This is a genomic window from Serratia sp. AS12 (assembly GCF_000214195.1).
GTDB lineage: Bacteria > Pseudomonadota > Gammaproteobacteria > Enterobacterales > Enterobacteriaceae > Serratia > Serratia plymuthica.
Genome location: NC_015566.1, coordinates 3,628,767 through 3,651,197, shown reverse-complemented (window position 1 = coordinate 3,651,197; position 22,431 = coordinate 3,628,767). Strand labels below are relative to the sequence as shown.

Here is a 22,431-nt window from a genome sequence, read left to right as displayed (position 1 = left end):
ATTCAATGCAAATGAGAGTGATTATCAAAAGGTACTCCCGAGGGGGGACCCCAGCCACGGGGCGGCGGACTCGCGGAAAACGGCTAGTTTTCGGATTTTCATGCTGTCGGCAGCAGGTGTTATAACTATTTGAAATATAGAAATAAAAACGTATTTCAGGTGACAAACCTTTAAACCTACTGTCATCTGACCAGCTTGCAACCCTTTGAGTTAACGAAATAAATCGTGACTTCACCTGACAACGTGAGGTGTCAATGTCCAATATCAGCAATCTGGGGGACGCCTACAACTGGAGCGTAGCGAAGATTGCTGAGGCTTTTGGGCTGAACCGCGGCACGGTAAGAAAGCGGCTGCTTGAAGCCAATACGCCGATCGCCGATACGGTGAGAGGCAACCCAGTTTATGCCCTGAAAAATGTGGGGCCGGTGTTGTTCGGTGTGAGTGTACCTGGCGATATCGATGATATTCAAAACCCTGAAAAGATGGGGCCGAAAGACCGCAAGGACTGGTACCAGTCTGAAAACGAGCGCATCAAGCTGGAAGAATCACTTAAACAGTTGCTACCGGCGTCAGAGGCCCATCGTGAAATGGCATTACTGGTTAAAGGCATTTCTCAGGTGCTTGATACCTGGCCAGATAAGTTAGAGCGTGACCGAGGTTGGCGGCCTGATCAAATAGCCGAGGCACAGGTCGCAATAGATGAAATGCGGGAAATGTTGGCGGCGGAAGTTATGACGATTGAGGATGGCGACGATGACAGTTAATTGTTACGCATCGGCCAGCGCCTTGCGTCGTGAAGTTGCCACTTTGCTGAAGCCCCCCCGGCGTATGCCTGTGGCGGAAGCAGTGACAAAATTTATGCGGGTACCGATGGGGGCGGGGAGTTCTCTTCCTTGGGATCCAACCCTAACCCCCTATATCATTGAGCCGATGAACTGCCTGGCTTCACGGGAATATGATGCGGTGGTGTTTGTTGGCCCTGCGCGTACCGGAAAAACGGTGGGGTTAATCGACGGCTGGATCGTCTATACCATTGTTTGTGACCCTGCAGATTTCCTGTTGATACAGATGACAGAAGAAAAAGCCCGCGAACATTCTAAAAAGCGTCTCGACAGGACTTTTCGTGTAAGTAAAAAGGTGGCTGAACGACTTAGCCCACGAACAAATGACAATAACGTCCATGACAAAACATTCCGGGCCGGCAACTACCTGAAGATCGGCTGGCCGTCGGTCAACATCATGTCTTCTTCGGATTATCGTTTTGTAGCCCTGACGGATTATGACCGCTGGCCAGACGATATTGATGGGGAAGGCGATGGGTTCACGCTGGCATCCAAGCGTACCACCACTTTTATGTCTTCAGGTATGACGCTGGTTGAAAGTTCCCCAGGGCGGGAGATCAACGGTAAATGGCGACAAACCTCCCCGCACGAAGCACCGCCAACCACCGGGATTTTGTCTTTGTATAACCGTGGTGATCGTCGTAGTTGGTACTGGCCGTGTCCGCATTGCGGCGAATATTTCCAGCCATCGAAATCTAACATGACGGGATTCCGAGAACATACGGATCCGGTGATAGCCAGCGAAGCAGCTTATCTTCAATGTCCCCACTGCGCGGGCCGGGTTGACGCCAACCAAAAGCGAGAGCTTAACGGGCGGGGGGTATGGCTAAAGGACGGTGAAAAGATAAGGGCCAATGGGGAAAGGTACGGTGACGTTCGGCGGTCACGTATCGCGTCATTTTGGATGGAAGGGCCTGCTGCCGCATATCAGACCTGGGCGCAGCTGGTTTACAAATTACTGACGGCTGAACAAACATTCGAAGCCACTGACAGTGAAGAAACGTTGAAAGCGGTTATCAACACTGACTGGGGCTTGCCATATTTGCCGAGGTCAGCCTCTGAGCAGCGAAAGTCAGATGCACTGATGGCCAGGGCGGAGGAGATCACCAAACGTACTGTACCAGAGGGCGTTCGTTTCCTTGTTGCAACGGTAGACGTTCAGGGTGGGAAAAATCGCCGGTTCGTTGTTCAAATCATGGGTTACGGTGCTCACGGGGAACGCTGGCTGGTTGACCGTTACAACATCAGGCAGTCGATGCGATTTGACAAGAACGGTGAAAGCCTGCCGATTGATCCTGCCGCTTATCTTGAAGATTGGGATCTGCTGCGAACTGATGTGCTGGACAAAGCCTGGCCGTTGGATAAAAACCCCGACATCAAAATGCCGGTGCTGGCCATGGCTGTGGACTCCGGCGGTGAGGACGGTGTCACGGGTAATGCGTACGAATTCTGGCGTAAGTGCCGCCGTGATGGGGTGCATAAACGGGTTTATCTCTTCAAGGGGGACAGCCAGGCCCGTAGCAAGTTGATCAGTAAAACATTCCCCGATAACACAGGCCGCTCCAACCGGCGTGCGGAGGCTCGCGGAGATGTGCCGTTATATCTACTGCAGACTAATGCCCTAAAAGACCGGATAAATAACGCGCTATTACGTAATACGGCAGGGCCGAATTATGTGCATTTTCCTGATTGGATCGGTGAATGGTTCTATGACGAGCTGACGTATGAAGAACGCGGGCCAGATGGTAAGTGGAAGAAGCCTGGCCGTGGTGCTAACGAGGCATTTGACCTTATGGTCTATGCCCATGCGTTGGTGATATTGCGTGGCTACGAGAAGATCAAATGGGAAAAACCGCCCCCTTGGGCGCAACCCTTTGAAATGACTGAAAGCTCAACTCCATCACCCACACCTGTACCCCTTGCCACATCTGAAAGATTAACCGAACAAAAAGACACCGCAGCCCCTGAAAGTAAACCTTCAGCGTGGGCACCCATAAATTCATCCGGAGGGTGGGTATGAATCAGGCTGATATCGAAAACATGATCCAGCGCTATCTGGACGCAGAAACATCAGTCTTGGAGGGAAAGTCGATCACGTTTAACGGCCAATCCATGACGATGGAAAATCTGTCAGAAATTCGCAAAGGCAGGGAGTCCTGGGAGCGGCGGTTGACGAGTTTGACAGCGACGCGCCGCGGACGGCCGATGTACAAAGTGGCGAGGTTCCCATGAGTTTTATCGATGACGTGATCGGCATCATTTCCCCAGGCTGGAAGGCGGGAAGGTTGCAAGCTCGCTATAAGATTGCTGCTTATGAGGCGGTGATGCCGACTCGAACCCACAAGGCCCGCCGGGAGAACCGCAACGCTAATCAGCTGACGCAGTTTGGTGGGCGCTCTTTACGCGAGCAGGCTCGTTGGCTGGACAACAACCATGATTTGGTGATCGGCTTGCTGGACAAGATGGAGGAGAGGATTGTCGGTGCCAGAGGGATCATTGTTGAACCACAGCCATTATTGCTAACGGGAGCAGTGGCGGACGATCTGGCTAAAGAAATCCGTGCTGCCTGGGCGGAATGGTCTGTGGCGCCCGAAGTCACTGGCCAATATACCCGCCCGGTGATGGAACGGTTACTGGCTCGAACCTGGCTGCGCGACGGTGAAGTTTTCTGTCAGATGGTTCAGGGGAAAGTCACCGGACTCACTCCGCAGGCAGGGGTGCCATTCTGGCTGGAGGCGCTGGAGCCCGATTTCGTGCCTCTGGATAGCAATGACAGCGGAAAAGGTTTGTGCCAGGGGATTTTCCTCAATGCCTGGGGACGACCTATCAAGTACCAGGTTCATAAATCACTTACCACATCGGGTATAGCGTTGGGTGATACAAAGGAAATCAACGCCGACAACATGTTGCACCTGAAGTTTGTGCGCCGACTTCACCAAATCAGGGGCAACAGCTTGCTGTCCGGCATCCTTATCCGTCTCAGTGCGCTGAAGGATTACGAAGATGCAGAACTGACAGCAGCACGTATTGCAGCGGCACTTGGCATGTACGTTAAAAAAGGTGATGGCCAGTCGTATCCAGAAAGCGAAGACAAGGAGGAGCGGGAAATGGATATCGTGCCGGGCATGCTCTTTGATGGGCTACAGCCTGGTGAAGATATCGGCATGATTAAATCCGATCGGCCCAATCCAAATCTTGAAAACTTTCGAAATGGGCAGTTGCGAGCGGTATCTGCAGGCAGCCGTGGTAGCTACTCCAGCATCGCACGGGACTATAACGGTACCTACTCATCCCAACGGCAAGAGCTGGTGGAGTCATTCGAAGGCTACAACATCCTTCAAGACTCATTTGTGGCGGCCATTTCCCGTCCGAATTACCGAAACTGGCTGCAGATGGCGATCACCTCTGGCGTGATAAAAACGCCGGCTGATCTCGACATGAAATCACTTTTTAACGCCGTGTACAGCGGCCCGGTGATGCCGTGGATTGACCCGTTGAAAGAGGCCAACGGCTGGAAAGTGCAGGTGCGAGGTGGTGCGGCTACAGAAAGCGATTGGATACGCTCTCGAGGTGCCAACCCGTCAGAGGTTAAGCGCCGGCGCAAAGCTGAAATTGACGAAAACAATAAGCTGGGGCTGGTGTTTGATACCGATCCCGCCAACGACAAAGGAGGCACCAGTGCCGAAGCAACGAAACAGGACGAATCGTCGTCCGAAAGCGAACGCCGGAAGAAATAACTCCTGGTTCCGCATGCAGGCCAAGGCCAACAGCTCCGCCGATATCTACATCTATGACGAGATCGGTTACTGGGGGATCACGGCCAAGCAGTTTGTTAAAGACCTGCAGGCCTTGGGCGATATCACCCAAATTAATCTGCATATCAACTCCCCTGGCGGCGATGTTTTTGACGGTATCGCCATTTTTAATGCCCTGAAAAACCATGGCGCCGCGATTACTGTGCATATTGATGGCCTGGCGGCCTCGATGGCTTCAGTAATCGCGATGGTTGGAAACCCCGTCATCATGCCCGAAAACACCATGATGATGATCCATAAGCCCTGGGGCTTCGCCGGTGGCGATGCCAATGACATGCGGGATTACGCTGACTTGCTGGATAAGGTCGAGAACGTATTGATCCCGGCCTATGTGGCCAAAACAGGAAAGTCGGCGGAAGAAGTTGCCGCCATGCTTGATGATGAAACCTGGATGGATGGCAAAGAATGCCTTGCTTTAGGTTTCGCTGATCAGGTCACCCCCTCTCTGCAGGCCATGGCCTGTATTCATTCCAAACGCATTGAGGATTTTGAGAAAATGCCAAATTCTATCCGTAACCTGATCACTCCACCGCGCAACAGCACCACTCCGGCGCCACAACCAACACCGCAACCAACGCAACCTGTCGATCAGGGTAATCCAGATGCAGCCACTATTCGTGCGCAAGTGGTTGCTGAACAAAAAGCCCGGGTGACAGATATCAACAACCTGTTTGCCATGTTTGGCGGTAAACACATGGATCTGCAGGCGAGTTGCATCGCTGATATAGATTGCACCGTGGCGGCGGCAAAAGACAAGCTGCTGGAGATGTTGGGCAAAGGGGCGACGCCTTCAGACAAAACCTTACCTGGCGCACAAGGTCATATTGGTAACGGCAACATTGTCGGCGACGGTGTACGACAAATGTTGATGGCCCGCGCCGGTTATGAAGAGCGTGATAACAGCAACGCCTATAACGGCATGACACTTCGCGAACTGGCACGTATGTCGCTGACCGAGCGAGGTATCAGCGTTTCGACGCTCAACCCGGTTCAAATGGTCGGTCTGGCGTTGACGCACAGCACGTCCGACTTTGGCAACATTCTGCTGGATGTGGCGAACAAGTCGATTCTGCAGGGCTGGGAAGAAGCAGCCGAAACGTTTGAACAGTGGACCAAGAAAGGCCAACTGTCAGACTTTAAAACTGCGACCCGCGTCGGTCTGGGTGGGTTCCCATCGTTACGGCAGGTACGTGAGGGGGCCGAGTACAAGTATGTTACCACCGGTGATCGCGGTGAAAAAATTGCGCTGGCCACCTATGGGGAAATTTTCTCTATCACCCGCCAGGCCATCATCAACGACGATCTCAACCAACTGACGGATGTGCCGATGAAGATGGGCCGCGCGGCGAAAGCGACGATCGGCGATCTGGTTTATGCCGTATTGGTGGATAACAAAGTTATGTCGGACGGTAAAAAGCTGTTCAGTGCCGACCATAAAAACATGACCAACGGCGCGATTGACGTAGCTAACCTGGATAAAGCCCGTCAGCTGATGCGTACGCAGAAAGAACCGACCACCGGCCGCTCGTTGAACATTCGTCCAGCTTTCCTGCTGGTACCGACCGCTCTGGAAACGATCGCCAATCAGACAATCAAATCGGCCAGCGTGAAAGGGGCCGATATCAATGCCGGGATTATCAACCCGATCCAAAACTTTGCCTCTGTGATTGGTGAAGCTCGTCTTGACGATGCTGATCCTGTCGCGTGGTATCTGGCATCAGCTAAAGGCAGCGACACAATTGAGGTCGCATACCTCAACGGCGTTGACGTGCCATATATCGATCAGCAAGAAGGTTTCAACACTGACGGTATCGCGACCAAGGTTCGTATTGACGCCGGCGTGGCCCCGATCGATCACCGCGGCCTGACTTACTCGTCCGGCAAATAAGCCAGCAGCGCAAACATTACGGCCCTGACGGGCTTTTTTTATACCTGAAATTCGGCCCCTTCGCGGGCCGTATGGAGAGTTTCAAATGGCTAAGAACTTTGTACAAGACGGTAATACCATCGCGATCGCGGCCACTGCAGCGGATATCGCCAGCGGCGATCCGGTTGTTGTGGGGGATCTGGTCGCTGTGGCTATTACGGACATTCCTAAAGGCCGCATCGGTGACGGTTTTACATCCGGCGTGTTTCAACTGCCTAAACTGTCGGCCGACGTCATTCCTGCCGGTAAGAAGGTATTTATTAAAGGCGGCGTGGTGCAACTGGCTGATGTTGATGCAGTCGCGGCAGGTTATGCCTGGGAGGCTGCGGTTAAAGACGCCACCGTGGTATCGGTAAAACTCAATGGCTAATCCGTTTGACAGGATGGCTGCCAGGATGGATAGCGTCACGCTGTCCCGGCTTGGTATACCTGTCACGTTGGCGGACTCGCCACATGTTGCGGTGGAAGCCCATTTCATTCCTGAGCTGCAGGCAATGAGCGGAGACGGTATTTCGTTGGTGATCTTCACCCCGGGATACCGGCCTCGCAGAAACGATGCGGTGATTTTCGATGGTAAAAATTACATCGTGACGCGTTACCAGCTCTTCAACGGTAAGCCGCATATCTGGATTGAATAAGGGGAGCAGCCATGAAAGGCATTGAACAGGCCATTCGTAATCTGAACACCCTCAGCAAGTCTATGGTACCGCGCGCGACGGCACAATCGCTCAACCGCGTGGCCGGGCGGGCAATCAGTCGAAGTACCAAGCTGGTGGCCGAAGATGTCCGGGTGCAACAGAAACTGATCAGGCAGCGTGCCCGATTGCGCAGGGCCAGCGCCGAACAAAACCCACCGAGGGCATCGCTCTCAATTAACCGCGGTAATTTGCCGGCGATCAAGCTCGGAGCGGCACGAATGCAGCTATCCCGCCGCGTTGGGTTTGTGGGTAAGCAGGGCAGCGTGCTGAAGATTGGGCGCTATACCTTCCGCAACGCATTTATACAGCAGTTGGCCAACGGTCGATGGCATGTAATGAGGCGTGTCGGTCGGTCACGATATCCGATCGAGGTCGTCAAAATCCCATTGGTGACACCGCTGACCAAAGCCTACCAGGAGGAGACGCGGCGTTTGCTGGAAACCGATATGGGCAAGGAAATGGGGTATGCCCTGAAAAACCAGCTGCGGCTTTATCTTGTGAGGAAAATTGGATGATTAAGCATGCTGAGATCCGCAACGCGGTACTGAACCGTTGCCGCGCAACAATCACCGGAGATGTAACCTATTTCGACGGCCGCCCGGCGTTCATCGATGAGAACGATTTGCCGGCAGTGGCCGTATTTCTTGATGATGCACGTTATACGGGAGCATCGCTGGATGAGGACAGTTGGCGCGCCATATTGCATGTCGTGGTGTACCTCAAAGCCAGCCAACCTGATGCGGCGCTGGATCAGTGGGTAGAAGAGAAAATCTATCCTGTCCTGAATGATATTCCTGATATGGCCAGCCTGGCAGAAACCATGGCTCCCGTGGGTTACGACTACCAACGGGATGATGAAATGGCCACCTGGGGCGCCGCCGATCTTTCCTACCAACTGACCTATACCATGTAAGGAGCCTGATAATGGCAACTCCAAACCCGTTGGCGCCGGTAAAAGGCGCCGGGACAACTTTTTGGCTTTATACGGGAAATGGCGACCCGTACAGCAACCCGCTCAGTGACGATAGCTGGGCCCGCCTGGCGAAGGTTAAGGAACTGCAGCCGGGTGAAATCACTGCTGATTCCTATGACGACAGCTATCTGGATGATGAAGACGCTGACTGGAATGCCACGGCACAGGGGGCGAAGTCCGCCGGTGAGGCTAACCTGACGTTAGCCTGGAAGCCTGGCGAAACAGGCCAGCAAGGTCTGGTGGCGTGGTTTCATTCTGGTGAAGTCCGTGGTTACAAGATCAAATACCCGAATGGCGCTGTTGATGTGTTTAAGGGTTGGGTAAGCAGCCTTGGAAAAACCGTGACCGCTAAAGAGGTGATCACCCGTTCCATCAAGGTGACCAATACCGGCCGGCCATACATTGCCGAAGACGGCGATTCGCCAGTTGTGCCTGTCACTGGTGTGACCGTTGCACCGACAACCGCAAACGTTGCAGTGGGTGCAACGGTGGATCTGACCTTTAGCGTGCTGCCGGCCAATGCAACTGATTCTGGTTTGCGTGTGAGCACCTCTGCGCCAGCGACAGCCACCGTTACTCAAAATGGCAATGTGGCCAAAGTGAAAGGGGTAAAAGCCGGTAGTGTGGACATCATCGGGATGACAAACGATGGTCTGCTAGTGGCCATTGCCAAGATCACCGTAGCTTAATTTTTATTTCAGCGCCCCGCGAGGGGCGTTTTTTATTGGTGGATTTATGCTGAAAAAAGACGCGTTTGATTATGCCGATCAGAAGGTCGAGATTAGCGAACTTTCAGGATTGCAACGTATTGATTATATTTCATTTATTAAGGAAGTGGCAGACAAATACGACGCACTTCCAGAAGAAACCAGTGATTCTGATCGAAATATCGCTTTTACAACAATGCAATTGCGTATTAACGCCTGGTTGGTGGCCGCATCGCTTTGGCATAGCGATAAAAAACAAAATGTTGAAACACTGCAACAGGTTGTGTTGGAAGATTGGTCCGGCGCGGCCATTGCCAGCTGCAGCCAGAAGGTCCTGGCGCTGAGCAATATGATACCGGCCCAGGTTGAATCTTCAGATACCGATGAACAACTCCTCCCAGAGACAAAGAAAGACCTTACCCCGGAAAAGCCCTAGCCTCCGAAATCCAGTTCGCCATGCGGTTGGCGCGCGAATTTAAGCGCCCAGACTGGAGGCGAATGCTTTCAGAGATCAGCGCATCTGAGCTGGGTGAGTGGGCTGATTTTTATCGGGAAAATCATTTCTCGGATGGTCTGCTTGATGCCGAGTTTTCGTCACTCAAGGCCATGCTGGTGGCGCTGTACACTACCGGTGATGATCCTATTTATCCTAGTGACTACAGCTTACTGACCCCGCCAGAGCCGGAAATAGAGCAGACGGACGATGATCTTATGTTGATCGGCGAGGGGATTTACGGAGGGGTTCGTTATGGCTGAGCAGATTGCTGATCTCGTCGTCAATCTGGATGCAAATACAGTCTCTTTTCAGGAGCAGATGGGCCGCGTTGAGCGCCAATTGCTTGAATCGAGCCGTAAAGCGGATGTATCTACCGATCGTATGCGGCGCCTGGCAGAACGCCAGGCGGCAACGATTAGCGGGATAGCGGAAAACGGCGCCGCCGCTACCGCGAAGATGCAGGCCAGCCAGGCTATCGCAGTGGATAGCATGAAGGGGAAATGGTCTGAGGCATCGAGGGCCGTGGATGAAACGCATCAGCGTATCGCCCAGCTCAGTACGCGATTGAGGGAGGAACAGCAACAATCACAAGTGACCGGCGATGCACAGGACCGCCTGACAGCGTCTTTTTTCCGCCAGATCGATGCAGTAAAGGGAGCCGAAAACAGCCTGCAAGAGCTCCGTGTGATTCAGGAGCAGATCCGGGTTGCGAGGGCATCCGGCAATATTACGCAGGGGGATTACCTCTCCCTGGTGACAGAAACGGCGACAAAAGAGCGGGCACTAGCCCAGGCAGAGCGTGCCGCAGCTCAGGCCAAAGATGATTACCTGCAGAAGCTTCGTGAACAGGTTGCTTTGCAGGGAAAAACCTCATCACAGATTCAGGAGTACAAAGCTGCGCAATTAGGTGTTTCTCAACAGGCTGCGCCGCTGATCGCTAAGATGCGCGAACAGGAGGATGCCTGGAAACGCGGTGCAATTTCGGCTGGCCAATATCGCATGGCGATGCGCCAATTGCCGATGCAGATCACAGACATCACTACCTCGCTGGCATCTGGTGCTCCAATATGGCTTGTGGCCATTCAGCAAGGTGGCCAGATCAAAGATAGCTTTGGTGGCGCCGGTAATGCGCTAAAAGCGATGCTCAGTCTGTTAACGCCGGCACGGTTGCTTATTGGAGGTACTGCCGCGGTAATGGGGTTGCTCGCGTATGATGCCTACGACAGCAGCACGCGGATCGCCGATCTTAACCGTGAGCTTGTTCGGACTAATGGTGTATCCGGGTTAACAAAGCAGGGGCTGCAGGATTTAGTCTATCAGGGCACGGCTGCCGGGCAGTCTTTTACTGCTGTGACCGATTCTTTGAAGGCTCTGATCGCCGCCGGTGCCACGTCCGGTACCAACTTTTCACAGGTGAGTCAGGCTATCGCCGCCTATTCCAAAGAAAGTGGCGAAGGGCTGGATGTGTTGGCTGGCAAGTTTACAGCGATAGCCAAGGATCCCAGCCAGGGTATTTTGGCGCTGAATGAAAGTCTGCATTTCCTGACGGCAGAGCAGTACGCCAACATCCGCTCGCTTGAGGAACAGGGGCGGCAAATGGATGCCGTGAAATTGGCCTCAGATCTTGCGGCTGATGCGATGCATGGTGCCGCGGTGAAGATGAAAACCGAACTTTCCTCGGTTGAATCTTACATGCGGACGCTGAAGGACATGGCCGGCGGCATGTGGGATGCCATCACCGGTGTTTTCCGTGACAAGACGGCCGGTGAAGCTACTGCCGAATTGCAATCCCGTGCGGCAAGCATTCAGGCGCAGATCGCAAACTCTGAACGTACTGGCTACAACCAGAAGAACGGCAAGCTGCAAGCCTGGCGTGAAGAACTGGATTTGCTCAATTTCCAGCTTGATGCCTTAAGCCTGCGCCGCGGTGCGGAGAAGGGCATACAAACCATAGGTCAGCAGCAAAAGGAAAATGAGCAGCAACGTCTGCGCCTTGCGCAGCAACAGGATGCACTGGCTACCACGCTGCAGACCAAAGAAGAAAAGCGCGCGAAATTAATCCGGCAGACGAATGAAGCCTTCAACAACGGCATCATCAAAACTGCAGCAGAACGCGATAAACAGATTCAACGGATTAACGAGCAGTTCAAGGACCCGAAAACCCCGAAAGGACCGCAATACCGCACACCTGCCGGTGAACGGGCGATGGACAGTACGCAGTCAGAGATGTTGGCTCTGCAGGCTCAATTGCAGGTACTACGCCAGCACAGTGGGCTGAATGACACGATAAGCCAGCAGCGCAAGGATCTATGGAAAGCTCAAGCACAGTTCACTGTATTGGAGGAGGCGGCTGGTAAGCGTCAGCTATCCGCACAGGAAAAGTCTCTGTTGTCCAGCAAGGATAAAGTGCTGGCGCTGGCGGAACAGAAAGCTGCGCTCGGCGATCAAATCGCTCAGCAGGAACGGCTCAACAAACTGCAGGACGCATCGACCAAATATGTCACCCAAATGGCAGAGAAGCAGCAGGCGCTGCAGCGCAGTGCCGGCTTGGGGGATCGTGCCGCCCAGCGTGAAAGCACCTTTGCTCAACTGAGCCAGGGATGGCAAAACCAGGGTGGGAGCCTGGACGATGCTGGTTATAAGCGTCAGCTGCAGGCCGCGCAGGATTATTATGCAGCGGAGGACAAGTTACGAGGTGACTGGATGGCCGGCGCTTCTTCTGCCTGGAGTAATTATCAGGATCAGGCCGCAGATGCCGCCGGAATGACGAAATCACTCTTCACGGGGGCATTTTCTGGGATGGAAGATGCGCTGGTTTCTTTCTCTACTACGGGGAAAACCACATTCCGCAGCTTTACCACCTCAATCATTTCTGATTTGTCACGTATTGCATACCGGATGGCTATATCAAGCGGACTGCGAAGCCTCTTCGGCGCTTTTTCCGGAGGTGCTGGTAACAATCCCGGAGCTGTCCCTATGTTCGCTAATGCCAAGGGCGGGGCGTATTCCTCCCCATCGCTGAGCGCATACAGCGGGCAGATTGTGAGCCAGCCGACGTTCTTCGCGTTTGCCAAGGGCGCTGGGGTGATGGGGGAAGCGGGTGCCGAGGGGATATTGCCACTCAAGCGTGGTCCAGACGGGCGTTTAGGTGTCAGCGCTTATGGTGGTGCGGCTTCAGGTGCTTCCGGCGCTGCACCACAGGTAAATATCTACCTCACGGATAATGGTCAGTCGTCACAACAGAAAACGACGCCAGGCTTGGAATCGTTTGGTGCTGATATCGGTAATTATGTGGCGAAAAAATACCGTGAATTGAGGGATAAGGATCTTAGACAAAACGGTGTACTAAATCAGGCTATACGCGGCGGGAGGGGGTAATGGCACAACTTAAAACATTCCATTTCCCTCCGCGCTATGGCTCGGCTGGGGAATTTGAACCGGTTGTTCGGGAAGTGCAGTTTGGTGATGGCTACAGGCAGGTGACCGGCGATGGAATCAACAGCGAAAAGGAAAGCTGGCCATTAACGTTTTCTGGTCCCTGGAAGTTTGTCGAGCCGATCGTGGCATTTTTGCGCGAACATAACGGGTACCGTTCATTCCAGTGGCGTAATCCACTGTATCAGCTGGGGCTCTACAACGCAGGGGCCTTTACTCTAACGCCCACGTTTGCCAACGCTCAGGGCCGTAATTACACCCTGACGGTTACTTTCACCCGCGCTAATCATCCGTAGGAAAAATCATGTCAATCAATGCAGATCTCCAGCTTCTACGGCCGGGGAGCAAGGTTTTTTTGCTCCATGTGGATGGCAGTATGTTCGATGGTCCTGAACTGTTTTTTCATAACTATCCGATCCCGTACTCAGAAGCTGAATTGGTTTCCGCTGGCAGTGACCCAAGCTTGTTGCCAGCTAAATCCATCTGGTGGCAGGGGCAGGAGTACAAACCCTGGCCGGTGGAGGCAACAGGTTTCGAAGTTACCAGCGATGGCAGTGCACCGACGCCCACGTTGAGCGTGGCAAACCTTGATGGAACGATATCGGCCATGTGCCTGGCGTATCAAAACATGGCTCAGGCCAGAGTCACGCGTCACTTTACCTTTGCTCAATATCTGGATGCGCGAAATTATCCGGACGGCAATCCGGAGGCTGATCCGACAAAGGAAAAGCTGGATGTTTTCTACATCGAAAACAAAACCAGCGAAGATGACGAAATTATTCAGTTTCAGTTGTCCTCGCCGGCAGACCTGCAGGGTATCCAAATTCCAACGCGCCAAATCCATAGCCTGTGCACCTGGTGCATTCGTGGGCAGTACAGAGGTCCATCCTGTGGCTATACCGGCACAAACTATTTTGATCAGGACGGTAACCCGGTTGACGATCCGTCAAAAGACGACTGTGGCGGCTTGCTCAGTGATTGCAAAAAACGTTGGGGCGCAACAGAGCAATTGCCGTTTGGTGGTTTCCCCGGCTCCGCATTGCTGAAGAGGTGATAATGCGTAAACAGATAATCAGCGCCGTTCTGGCGCATGCGGCGGCGGAGTATCCGCGCGAGTGTTGTGGGCTGGTGGTGCAAAACGGACGCCGGCAGCGTTACGTTCCTTGCCGAAATTTGGCACCGGAGCCCACTGAACAGTTTAGCCTGGCACCAGAGGATTACGCCGCCGCTGAAGATGCCGGCACAATCATTGCGATTGTTCACAGTCACCCCGATGCAACGACCCAACCTAGCCAACTCGATATTGCGCAGTGTGACCTGTCACAACTGCCATGGATCATTGCCAGCTGGCCAGAGGGGGATATTCGTGAGGTCATGCCCACGCAGGGCATCAAGCCATTGCTGGGCCGTCCGTTCGTGCATGGGTTCTGGGATTGTTACGCAATTGTCCGGGATTGGTATCAGCTCGAGCGTGATGTCACCTTACCGAACTACCCGCGTGAAGATGGCTGGTGGGAACGGGGTGAAAACCTCTATATGAAGCTCTACGCCGAGGCGGGCTTCGTGCCGGCGTCGGGCGAGATACAGATCGGTGACGTAATCGTTATGCAGGTGCAGGCGCCGGAGCCGAATCACGCAGGCGTTTACCTGGGCGATGGGTTGATGGTGCATCACATGTATGGACAGCTCAGCTCGCGCGTTCCGTATGGTGGGTACTGGTCAGAACGGACGATCACCGTTTTGCGTTACAACGGCTGATCTGCTGCTATGATGTTGTGATATTCAGCAAAGGGATATCATTATGAAAAAAATAGCGTTTGTGGCTGTAGCAATTGCGATTCTATCAGGTTGTGCGACTCAAGCCGTTTTGCCAAATCAGGCAAAATTAGCCCCAAAAGAAAGAGTTTTTAAATATCAATCTTCCCAGGTAAATAGTGCACAACTAATCATAGTCAGAGATAGCGGTTTTTTAGGTGGTGGTTGCTATTTTGGCGTATATGTTGACGGTGAGCGTGCAGCAAGCCTCAATCCAGGAGAGCGAGTGAATTTTTACCTCCCTGCAGGTGAGCACAATATAGCGATGAAAGGTGAGGGAAAGGTTTGTATTGCAGACGAGGTTCCTGTTGGTAGGGATATAAATTTGAAGCCAAATCAAACAAAAGCCGTGAGGTTATTCGCTGACCCAAGTGGAAATCTCGATGTGAAACCCCTACCGTTAAATTGAAACTAAGCCACCAATAGGTGGCTTTTTTATTGGGAGTGTTTTATGGCCCTTTTAATCCCTGAAGTAAAAACCATACGATTATACGGTGTGCTTGGTGCAACATTTGGAAGAGTTCATCGACTAGCGGTAGATAGTCCTCAAGAGGCAATTAAAGCGTTATGTACGGTTATCCCTGGATTCCAAAACTTCTTACTGAAAAGCAAGGAAATCGGTTTAACTTTTGCTGTGTTTGAGGGTAAGAATGGGCTGAGTAGAGATGATCTCATCATGCCTTCAAACGGGCGAGATATACGAATAGCACCAATAATTATTGGAAGTAAAAAAGCAGGTGTTTTCCAAACGATTTTAGGTGCAGTGATGGTTGTTGCGGGTGTTCTTATATCAGTGTTTTCTGCTGGGACAATGTCCGCGTTTGGTGCTCAGTTGGCGTGGGCTGGTGGAGCCATGATGCTTGGTGGCGTCATTCAAATGCTTTCACCTATGCAGGGCGGACTGGCTTCACGCCAAGATCCTGACAATAAGCCGTCATACGCATTCGGTGGGCCAGTTAATACCATTGCCCAGGGTAATCCAGTGCCGATTCTATATGGGAAGCGTCGCATTGGTGGCGCCATTATCTCCGCTGGCATCTATGCAGAAGACCAGCAGTAATTAGATGCCTCTGATTTACTGAACCCGCTCCGGCGGGTTTTTTTACGCCTGGAGAAAAGCATGCATGTTATTGAAGGCCGAAAAGGTGGCAGCAGCAGCCCGAGCACACCGACAGAATCACCCGATTCTTTGCAGTCCACCTCTTACGCAAAAATACTTCTGGCGCTGGGCGAGGGAGAGTTTGCCGGTGAACTTGATGGCACCCGGATTTTTCTTGATGGCACTCCGCTAACTTCGGCTGATGGCACTGAAAACTTCCCCGGCGTGAAATGGGAATTCCGTTCAGGCACGCCACATCAGGATTACATTCCCGGCATGCCTGATGTTGAAAACGAAATTACGGTCAGCACTGAATTAACAAGCGAACGTGACTGGGTTAGAGCAGTGACCAACACTCAGCTTTCTGCGGTACGACTGCGTTTTTCTTGGGCCCAGTTGCAGCAGCAGCAAGATAACGGGGATGTAGTCGGGTACCGCATTGAATATGCGATCGACGTTGCCACTGATGGCGGCACTTATCAAGAAGCCCTGCGCACTGCCATTGATGGCAAGACCACGACCAAATATGAGCGCAGCCACCGCATCGATCTGCCGGCGGCCACAACAGGGTGGCAAGTGCGTGTCCGTCGCCTGACGCCGAACAGCACCAGTAACCGGGTAGCCGATAAAATGGTGGTTGAAGCCATTACGGAGACGATAGACGCCAAGCTGCGTTACCCGGAAACAGCGTTGCTGTTTATCCAGTTCGATGCGAAACAGTTCCCCAATATTCCCCAGGTATCCAGCGAGCCAAAAGGGCGCATCGCTCGAGTGCCTTCGAATTACAACCCCGAGACACGGGAATATACCGGCACATGGGACGGGACATTTAAAACAGCATGGACGAATAACCCGGCCTGGATAACCTATGATCTGATGATAAATGACCGGTTCTCTATCGGAACCCGAGTAAAGGCTGAAAACCTCGCGCTGACGAAATGGGACTTGTACCAGATTGGACAGTATTGCGATCAACTGGTGCCGGATGGCCGGGGCGGTGACGGAAAAGAACCGCGTTTTCTGTGTGATGTTTACATCCAGTCACAAGAGGATGCTTGGAACGTACTACGCGACATCGCGTCTATTTATCGCGGCTCTACGTTCTGGGCAAACAACGGCATGAATGTCCTGGCCGACATGCCCGCCGATGTTAAATACATTTTCACCCGCGCCAACGTTAAAGATGGCAAGTTTACCTATGCCAGCGCCAGCGAGAAAACGCATTACAGCACCTGCATGGTGAGCTGGAGCGACCCGGCAAACGGTTATCAGGACGCGATAGAGCCAGTCGCAGAACAATCACTAATTCGACGTTATGGCATCAAACAAGCTGACCTGACGGCGATCGGGTGTATTCGAAAGTCTGAAGGTATCCGCCGGGGTAAATGGCTGTTACACACCAACGACAAGGATCGCCTGGTGTCATTCACCGTGGGCCTTGATGGCAAAGTACCGCTGCCTGGTTGGATTATTGCCGTAGCTGATGAAATGTTGGCTGGTCGCCCGCTTGGTGGCCGCATCAGTTCTGTTGATGGTCGCAATATCAACCTTGATCGGGTTTCCTCCGCAGCTGTTGGCGAACGTTTGATTTTGAACCTGCCAAGCGGTAAGGCCGAGGGGCGAACCATTGCAGCGGTATCGGGTAAAGCCGTTACGGTCACGACGGCGTATTCCGAAACACCGGTTGCTGAGGCCGTGTGGGCAGTTGACGCGTCAGACCTTGCACTGCAGCAATTCCGCGTTACAGGCATTAAAGAAGGCGATGACGGGGTATCGTTCGATATTACCGCTGTCGAGCATGACCCAAATAAATTTGCAAAAATCGATACAGGTGCGCGGATTGAAGACCCGCCGTTCAGCGTTATTCCGCCTGGTGTGCAGCCGCCGCCGAAGAATGTTCAGATAGGTGAGTCGTCAGCCATTATTCAAGGGCTGGCCGTAGCGACGTTGCGTGTTACATGGGATCGGGCTGAAAGCGCTATTGCCTACGAGGCCGAGTGGCGCAGGGACAACGGCAACTGGATACCGGCACCGCGTACGTCAACACTCGGCTTTGAGGTTTCCGGCATTTATGCTGGTCGCTATCAGGCTCGCGTACGCGCCATAAACCCTTCTGAAATTTCGAGCGTGTGGGCGAACGCGCCAGAAATGGTACTGACCGGCAAACAAGGAGAGCCGCCAGCGCTGGCCAGCTTCACGACGTTAGGCCAGGTATTCGGCATTGTGTTGAACTGGGAGTTTCCTCTCGGGGCCGAGGATACGCAGCGGACTGAAATCTGGTATAGCCAGAACTCAGATGGCAGCAACAAAATGCACCTGGGTGATTATGCCTACCCGCAGCGCAGCCACACCATGACCGGATTAGCTGCAGGCGTGAATTTCTGGTTCCAGGCACGTCTGGTGGATAAGCTGGGAAATACAGGGCCGTGGACGGGCTGGACGCAAGGAACGTCAAGCGAAGACGCCAGCGAGGTACTGGACTACCTAAAAGGGAAAATCACCGAAACGGAGCTGGGGCAGGAGCTGCTGGGGCCGGTTGAGGATGCCGGAAAGCTGAAGGACATGTGGTCGGTTAAAGTTGGCCAGACTGTAGATGGTAAACTGTATACCGCTGGGATCGGCGTGGGCGTTGAAAACACCCCCGAAGGGATGCAGAGCCAGGTACTTATTCTGGCTGACCGGTTCGCTGTGTTGAATACTGCTGATGGTCAGGGTTCGGCTGTATCTGTCCCGTTTGCGATTGAGAATAACCAGGTGTTTATTAATAGCGCGTTCATTAAAGACGCGACGATAGATAGCGCCAAAATTGCACAACAAATTCAATCATCGAATTATATCGATGGTCAAAGAGGTTGGGCTATTGATAAAAGCGGATATGCTCAATTCCATCAGGTCACTGTCCGTGGCGTCATTTATGCTGATGCAGGTAACTTTAATAACGGTACTATAGGAAATTGCCATATTCTGGATACTTGCGTTATTGACGGTAAATTGTCAGCGGCAAATATTGAAGGGAATCTAGTTCAAGGCAATTCATTTTCATTCATTGTTTCAAATACCGGTGGTGGGCGAACTGTTCATTATGATGGTAACCCACTAATGCCAATGCGTATTTATGGCTATGTAATGGCAGTAATGCGTAAAAATCAAAAAACAAAAATTTACTTCAATGGTAATGAGGGAAGTGCTGTTGATGGGTTAGATATTGCCAGAAATGGTGAGTCCTCTACTGGGTACTCTTACACGAAGATGTTCAGTTTTTCTCGGGATGTAGGTAAAGGAGAAGCACTTGATATAAATGTAAGTGCTGGTTCCCTCGACCAGGGTAATGGTGAATCTACAAATTACACAGTAATGGTTTGGGCAACACCTCAAAATAGCGGGTTCTCAGTAGTATAAATATCATTGGAAAAACCAACCCGCTTCGGCGGGTTTTTTACTGGAGAAAATATGGCTGTTTTAATCAGCGGTAAACTCATCGGCCCGAATGGCGATCCGCGCCCCGGTGTAACCATTATGCTGACAGCGGTCAAAACGTCATCGGCAGTAGTTCACCTGGCGCCGTCCAGTTCCACTACCGGCGCAGATGGTAGCTATTCACTGTCGGTAGAGGTTGGCACGCATAACGTAATGATTGAGGCGTACGGGCGTCCATTCGAGAAAGTTGGGCAGATCACCGTTTATAGCGACTCTAAACCGGGGACCCTTAACGATTTTCTGACCACACCAGGCGCGGATGAACTGACCCCCGCTATAGTGGCAATGGTTGATGATATGCGAACTGCGGCCGCAGCATATGCTAACGCTGCAGCTGATGCCGCAACGCGTGCAGAGGCCGCTCGGGATAATACTGAAAACATTGCAGATGCAAATACGTACTATGCCACATCAACAGATCCAGATGGGACGATAGCGGGACTAGCCGGCACACAGGACGGAAAATCGTTCCGTGTCGCTATTCAGGATGCAACGCTATCTGTTGTGGCATTCAATTATTACTTAAATAAAAGTGGTGTAGCGGAATTCATCACCTCATATCCAAATAAACGTTATCTCGATATGGTCAATGAACTGGCAGACTCCACTGACAGGCGCACTCGGGGTTTGCTAACGCTAAAACGCAGAAAGAAACCTGTTGATTTTGTTAGCCGCCAAGGTGCAAGCATGTTCTCGATAAATGAGAACAGTGAAAAGGAGATGCCTGGAAAGACTTTCTCAGATTACATGAATATTCTCAGAGAGTTGATTATTGGTCCCTCAGCGCTGCGCCGTGCTCGTCCTGGATATCTTTTCAATCTTGTTGTTGGCGGTTTCCGGTTGTTAGCCGTTCGTGATGATAGCGCTGGCACACTGGAATATCGCGGAATTCCGCTTGAAACCCATATGGGGCTGTTGCAGAACACACTGGGTGGCTTCGGTGATTCCCTGACTGATAATGGCCGAAACCCAGCAGAATCAGGTAAGCCGCGCGGATGGACGTATAACGCGCGTTCGTGGCAGATGTGGGCCTCATTATTTAGCGATGGCAGAATTAAATATATTGGGCAATGGGCAACAGGTGGCTATACAACTGCTGACATGATCCGCGATCATTTGAAACCTGCAATCGCTGCAAAACCGAGATTCATTACGTTCCTTGGGGGCCGCAATGATGTCATACAGACAAACGGCGATGGTAGTTTTAAATTTTCATTAACAGCAATAAAAAATAACATTAAATATATATTAACTGAATTCAGAAAGAACGGGATTATTCCTGTTGTTTGCACTATGGCGGCCCAGAATAATTCAGATCCCGCCTTGAAATATCGCGAAAACGTGATCAATGCGTTTCTGCATGCCTGTGCAATTGAACAAGGATTGCCGTTCGTCAATATGCGCGCAGTGACCGTTGATCCCGTCACCGATGGGTGGAAGGCCGGATATAACGGTAAATTACCCGATGGGAGCCCAGATCCCTCGCATCCGTCACCGCTGGGTGCATTTCATATGGGTGGTAAGGCATTGGTTGAAGCCCTAGAACCGTTCATTATGCCAATTTATCCGCAACTTGCGATCGCGAATCCTGTCACAGAGGGGGGAGCAAACGCGATTATTAACCCTCTGTTCCTGGATACATCCGGCGGCATCCCGACAGGGTGGACAGTTGAAGGGGGGAGCGTTGCCATCACAACTGACCCGGCCGTTGTTGGTAATGTGCTGGTTGTGACGGGAATAGGCACAACGATCCCCCGAGTTTCTCAGACTGTGGCCGTCACTCCTGGTGAAACGCGCACATTCAGCTTCAGGGTAAAAACAGACGTGACAAGTGAAAACTCAACGGCTTGTTACTGCGAGGCAAATGATGCCTTTAATACGAACATAGCGGGTATCAGAACGTGGCGTCACTCAACGGGTGGATTTATGACATTCAGCTATGACGTAATCATTCCCGTCGGCGTTACTGAAATAAAAGTAATTATTGCGGCTAATGCAGGTCAGATTAGCGTAGGTCAAATGGGGTTGATAAAAGTGGAGGCAATATGATTATTATTTGTGATGGCGTTATTAACTCCGGTGATTTAGAACTGGCTGAGCCAGAAATGCTGCTAAATAATGATCACAGCTTAGCGACATATAGCATGCAAGATAAGTATGACTCCAGCGGTAACGCCCGCGACCTTGTGACCGATAACGAATTTACCTCCTTAGGGATGAAAACTGTTGCTGATTCAGCGCATGGGGCAAATACAGGCATCATAGAAACAGATGAGATGACGTTTGCATTGTGTATCAATATGAATCTGCCGACTGTTTCTGGGCGTATTTTCTCCAATTTCTATCCAGGCGTAGCACCATTCTCTGGCATTCAGCTACGTATTGAACCCAATGGCGCACTGATTTTGCAGGTTGCGACCGGCGATACTAACAATGGACAGACAGGAACCATTTCTGTGACATCTGTTGAACATGGTGGTGCTGTTGGGGGCTGGACGCGCTTCACGGTCACAGTATCAAACACAGAAGCATCAATAACTAGATCGGGCGGTGAACGCAGGTCAACGCCGATTACTAAACGGAATAAATCGACAAGGCCGCTCATGTTCAATGGTTCGCCAAGCGCTGAGCAGAATATGGGGCTACCAGGGTTAATAGGTTGTGCAGCAGTTTATGGCAGTGTTCTGACAGCAGAAAAGCAGGCGGAAAAGCGTGATGATTTGAAAACAGTCATGTCTCTTCGTGGCCAGTTCGTTAACTGAGTTTCAGTCAGGCGGAGTTATCTCCGCCTTCTCCAATCCCATTCAGCATGAGCCCAGATAACAAGCATCACACAGCTTGAGATAAACATGACGTCAGGCCAGTGAGTGAAGCTAGTAATAATGGAAGCGGCAGAAGTCAGAGCTGCGATCCGTGTCAGCGTTTTGATGGGCATTTGAAGGCCAAGGCAAGGGGATTAATCTGATATGTTGAGGCCGTATCAAAAATTGTTCAAATTGGTTTGATAGATCAATTATCTCGTATCGATCGTTGAAATCGATCGCAATTCGAATTATTTACCTGCGCTATTAATAATCAATTTTTTCAGATGACGAGGGATACTGCCATTGTGTCACACCGGGGATGTCATGGAGTAATGGTCGCAAG

Annotated in this window: 21 protein-coding genes; all 21 read left to right on the top strand. The window is 52.0% G+C overall.

The window, feature by feature from the left end:
* Positions 1-254 precede the first annotated feature (254 nt).
* Positions 255-764 carry a DUF1441 family protein gene (locus tag SERAS12_RS17050; RefSeq protein ID WP_013813819.1) on the top strand — a complete coding sequence of 170 codons (510 nt, stop codon included), beginning with the start codon at positions 255-257 and terminating at the stop codon, positions 762-764.
* Positions 754-2,862 (top strand): phage terminase large subunit family protein, encoded by a 2,109-nt coding sequence (locus SERAS12_RS17045; RefSeq protein WP_013813818.1) that lies wholly within the window; start codon positions 754-756, stop codon positions 2,860-2,862. Before SERAS12_RS17050 ends, SERAS12_RS17045 begins: the two co-directional genes overlap by 11 nt.
* On the top strand, positions 2,859-3,074 hold the full coding sequence (locus SERAS12_RS17040; RefSeq protein WP_013813817.1) for a hypothetical protein: 216 nt from the start codon (positions 2,859-2,861) through the stop codon (positions 3,072-3,074). The genes SERAS12_RS17045 and SERAS12_RS17040 overlap by 4 nt, the downstream gene beginning before the upstream one ends.
* Positions 3,071-4,579 carry a phage portal protein gene (locus SERAS12_RS17035; RefSeq protein WP_013813816.1) on the top strand — a complete coding sequence of 503 codons (1,509 nt, stop codon included), beginning with the start codon at positions 3,071-3,073 and terminating at the stop codon, positions 4,577-4,579. The genes SERAS12_RS17040 and SERAS12_RS17035 overlap by 4 nt, the downstream gene beginning before the upstream one ends.
* Entirely contained in the window at positions 4,521-6,545 is a 2,025-nt protein-coding gene (locus SERAS12_RS17030; RefSeq protein ID WP_013813815.1) for a ClpP-like prohead protease/major capsid protein fusion protein, read from the top strand. Before SERAS12_RS17035 ends, SERAS12_RS17030 begins: the two co-directional genes overlap by 59 nt.
* Before the next feature lie 85 nt (positions 6,546-6,630).
* Entirely contained in the window at positions 6,631-6,954 is a 324-nt protein-coding gene (locus SERAS12_RS17025; RefSeq protein WP_013813814.1) for a DUF2190 family protein, read from the top strand.
* Positions 6,947-7,222, top strand: a complete 276-nt coding sequence (locus SERAS12_RS17020; RefSeq protein WP_013813813.1) for a DNA breaking-rejoining protein — start codon at positions 6,947-6,949, stop codon at positions 7,220-7,222. The genes SERAS12_RS17025 and SERAS12_RS17020 overlap by 8 nt, the downstream gene beginning before the upstream one ends.
* A gap of 11 nt (positions 7,223-7,233) precedes the next feature.
* A complete protein-coding gene (locus SERAS12_RS17015; protein WP_013813812.1) occupies positions 7,234-7,797 on the top strand; it encodes a phage tail protein in 564 nt (187 codons plus the stop codon).
* Complete coding sequence (gene gpU, locus SERAS12_RS17010; RefSeq protein ID WP_013813811.1) at positions 7,794-8,195, top strand: phage tail terminator protein; 402 nt, start codon at positions 7,794-7,796, stop codon at positions 8,193-8,195. Before SERAS12_RS17015 ends, gpU begins: the two co-directional genes overlap by 4 nt.
* Before the next feature lie 11 nt (positions 8,196-8,206).
* Positions 8,207-8,944: a phage tail protein gene (locus SERAS12_RS17005; RefSeq protein WP_013813810.1), complete on the top strand. Its 738-nt coding sequence runs from the start codon at positions 8,207-8,209 to the stop codon at positions 8,942-8,944.
* A gap of 46 nt (positions 8,945-8,990) precedes the next feature.
* Positions 8,991-9,398 (top strand): phage tail assembly chaperone G, encoded by a 408-nt coding sequence (gpG, locus tag SERAS12_RS17000; RefSeq protein ID WP_013813809.1) that lies wholly within the window; start codon positions 8,991-8,993, stop codon positions 9,396-9,398.
* 20 nt (positions 9,399-9,418) lie between these two features.
* Entirely contained in the window at positions 9,419-9,718 is a 300-nt protein-coding gene (locus tag SERAS12_RS16995) for a phage tail assembly protein T (protein WP_013813808.1), read from the top strand.
* Positions 9,711-12,836, top strand: a complete 3,126-nt coding sequence (locus tag SERAS12_RS16990; protein ID WP_013813807.1) for a phage tail tape measure protein — start codon at positions 9,711-9,713, stop codon at positions 12,834-12,836. Before SERAS12_RS16995 ends, SERAS12_RS16990 begins: the two co-directional genes overlap by 8 nt.
* On the top strand, positions 12,836-13,189 hold the full coding sequence (locus tag SERAS12_RS16985) for a phage tail protein (protein WP_013813806.1): 354 nt from the start codon (positions 12,836-12,838) through the stop codon (positions 13,187-13,189). Before SERAS12_RS16990 ends, SERAS12_RS16985 begins: the two co-directional genes overlap by 1 nt.
* Before the next feature lie 8 nt (positions 13,190-13,197).
* Positions 13,198-13,947, top strand: coding sequence for a phage minor tail protein L (locus SERAS12_RS16980; RefSeq protein ID WP_013813805.1), 750 nt, complete (start codon positions 13,198-13,200; stop codon positions 13,945-13,947).
* A 2-nt stretch (positions 13,948-13,949) separates the two neighbouring features.
* The gene (locus SERAS12_RS16975; RefSeq protein ID WP_013813804.1) at positions 13,950-14,651 is read left to right on the top strand and encodes a C40 family peptidase; all 702 of its coding nucleotides are present in this window, start codon (positions 13,950-13,952) and stop codon (positions 14,649-14,651) included.
* Between the two features lie 43 nt (positions 14,652-14,694).
* Entirely contained in the window at positions 14,695-15,117 is a 423-nt protein-coding gene (locus tag SERAS12_RS16970) for a lipoprotein (RefSeq protein WP_013813803.1), read from the top strand.
* Positions 15,118-15,159: 42 nt separating this feature from the next.
* Positions 15,160-15,768, top strand: a complete 609-nt coding sequence (locus SERAS12_RS16965; protein WP_013813802.1) for a tail assembly protein — start codon at positions 15,160-15,162, stop codon at positions 15,766-15,768.
* A gap of 60 nt (positions 15,769-15,828) precedes the next feature.
* On the top strand, positions 15,829-19,206 hold the full coding sequence (locus tag SERAS12_RS16960; protein WP_013813801.1) for a DUF1983 domain-containing protein: 3,378 nt from the start codon (positions 15,829-15,831) through the stop codon (positions 19,204-19,206).
* A gap of 51 nt (positions 19,207-19,257) precedes the next feature.
* On the top strand, positions 19,258-21,333 hold the full coding sequence (locus SERAS12_RS16955; RefSeq protein WP_013813800.1) for a prophage tail fiber N-terminal domain-containing protein: 2,076 nt from the start codon (positions 19,258-19,260) through the stop codon (positions 21,331-21,333).
* Positions 21,330-22,046 (top strand): LamG-like jellyroll fold domain-containing protein, encoded by a 717-nt coding sequence (locus SERAS12_RS16950; RefSeq protein WP_013813799.1) that lies wholly within the window; start codon positions 21,330-21,332, stop codon positions 22,044-22,046. The genes SERAS12_RS16955 and SERAS12_RS16950 overlap by 4 nt, the downstream gene beginning before the upstream one ends.
* Positions 22,047-22,431: the final 385 nt, after the last annotated feature.

What these genes read in the sequence shown, in the direction of transcription:
- gpU (WP_013813811.1), top strand. Translation starts at nt 7,794, where the DNA reads ATGATTAAGCATGCTGAGATCCGCAACGCGGTACTGAACCGTTGCCGC.
- gpG (WP_013813809.1), top strand. Translation starts at nt 8,991, where the DNA reads ATGCTGAAAAAAGACGCGTTTGATTATGCCGATCAGAAGGTCGAGATT.
- SERAS12_RS16960 (WP_013813801.1), top strand. Translation starts at nt 15,829, where the DNA reads ATGCATGTTATTGAAGGCCGAAAAGGTGGCAGCAGCAGCCCGAGCACA.
- SERAS12_RS17045 (WP_013813818.1), top strand. Translation starts at nt 754, where the DNA reads ATGACAGTTAATTGTTACGCATCGGCCAGCGCCTTGCGTCGTGAAGTT.
- SERAS12_RS17015 (WP_013813812.1), top strand. Translation starts at nt 7,234, where the DNA reads ATGAAAGGCATTGAACAGGCCATTCGTAATCTGAACACCCTCAGCAAG.
- SERAS12_RS17040 (WP_013813817.1), top strand. Translation starts at nt 2,859, where the DNA reads ATGAATCAGGCTGATATCGAAAACATGATCCAGCGCTATCTGGACGCA.
- SERAS12_RS17025 (WP_013813814.1), top strand. Translation starts at nt 6,631, where the DNA reads ATGGCTAAGAACTTTGTACAAGACGGTAATACCATCGCGATCGCGGCC.
- SERAS12_RS16975 (WP_013813804.1), top strand. Translation starts at nt 13,950, where the DNA reads ATGCGTAAACAGATAATCAGCGCCGTTCTGGCGCATGCGGCGGCGGAG.
- SERAS12_RS17050 (WP_013813819.1), top strand. Translation starts at nt 255, where the DNA reads ATGTCCAATATCAGCAATCTGGGGGACGCCTACAACTGGAGCGTAGCG.
- SERAS12_RS16955 (WP_013813800.1), top strand. Translation starts at nt 19,258, where the DNA reads ATGGCTGTTTTAATCAGCGGTAAACTCATCGGCCCGAATGGCGATCCG.
- SERAS12_RS17035 (WP_013813816.1), top strand. Translation starts at nt 3,071, where the DNA reads ATGAGTTTTATCGATGACGTGATCGGCATCATTTCCCCAGGCTGGAAG.
- SERAS12_RS16980 (WP_013813805.1), top strand. Translation starts at nt 13,198, where the DNA reads ATGTCAATCAATGCAGATCTCCAGCTTCTACGGCCGGGGAGCAAGGTT.
- SERAS12_RS16995 (WP_013813808.1), top strand. Translation starts at nt 9,419, where the DNA reads ATGCGGTTGGCGCGCGAATTTAAGCGCCCAGACTGGAGGCGAATGCTT.
- SERAS12_RS16950 (WP_013813799.1), top strand. Translation starts at nt 21,330, where the DNA reads ATGATTATTATTTGTGATGGCGTTATTAACTCCGGTGATTTAGAACTG.
- SERAS12_RS16985 (WP_013813806.1), top strand. Translation starts at nt 12,836, where the DNA reads ATGGCACAACTTAAAACATTCCATTTCCCTCCGCGCTATGGCTCGGCT.
- SERAS12_RS17005 (WP_013813810.1), top strand. Translation starts at nt 8,207, where the DNA reads ATGGCAACTCCAAACCCGTTGGCGCCGGTAAAAGGCGCCGGGACAACT.
- SERAS12_RS16990 (WP_013813807.1), top strand. Translation starts at nt 9,711, where the DNA reads ATGGCTGAGCAGATTGCTGATCTCGTCGTCAATCTGGATGCAAATACA.
- SERAS12_RS16970 (WP_013813803.1), top strand. Translation starts at nt 14,695, where the DNA reads ATGAAAAAAATAGCGTTTGTGGCTGTAGCAATTGCGATTCTATCAGGT.
- SERAS12_RS17020 (WP_013813813.1), top strand. Translation starts at nt 6,947, where the DNA reads ATGGCTAATCCGTTTGACAGGATGGCTGCCAGGATGGATAGCGTCACG.
- SERAS12_RS16965 (WP_013813802.1), top strand. Translation starts at nt 15,160, where the DNA reads ATGGCCCTTTTAATCCCTGAAGTAAAAACCATACGATTATACGGTGTG.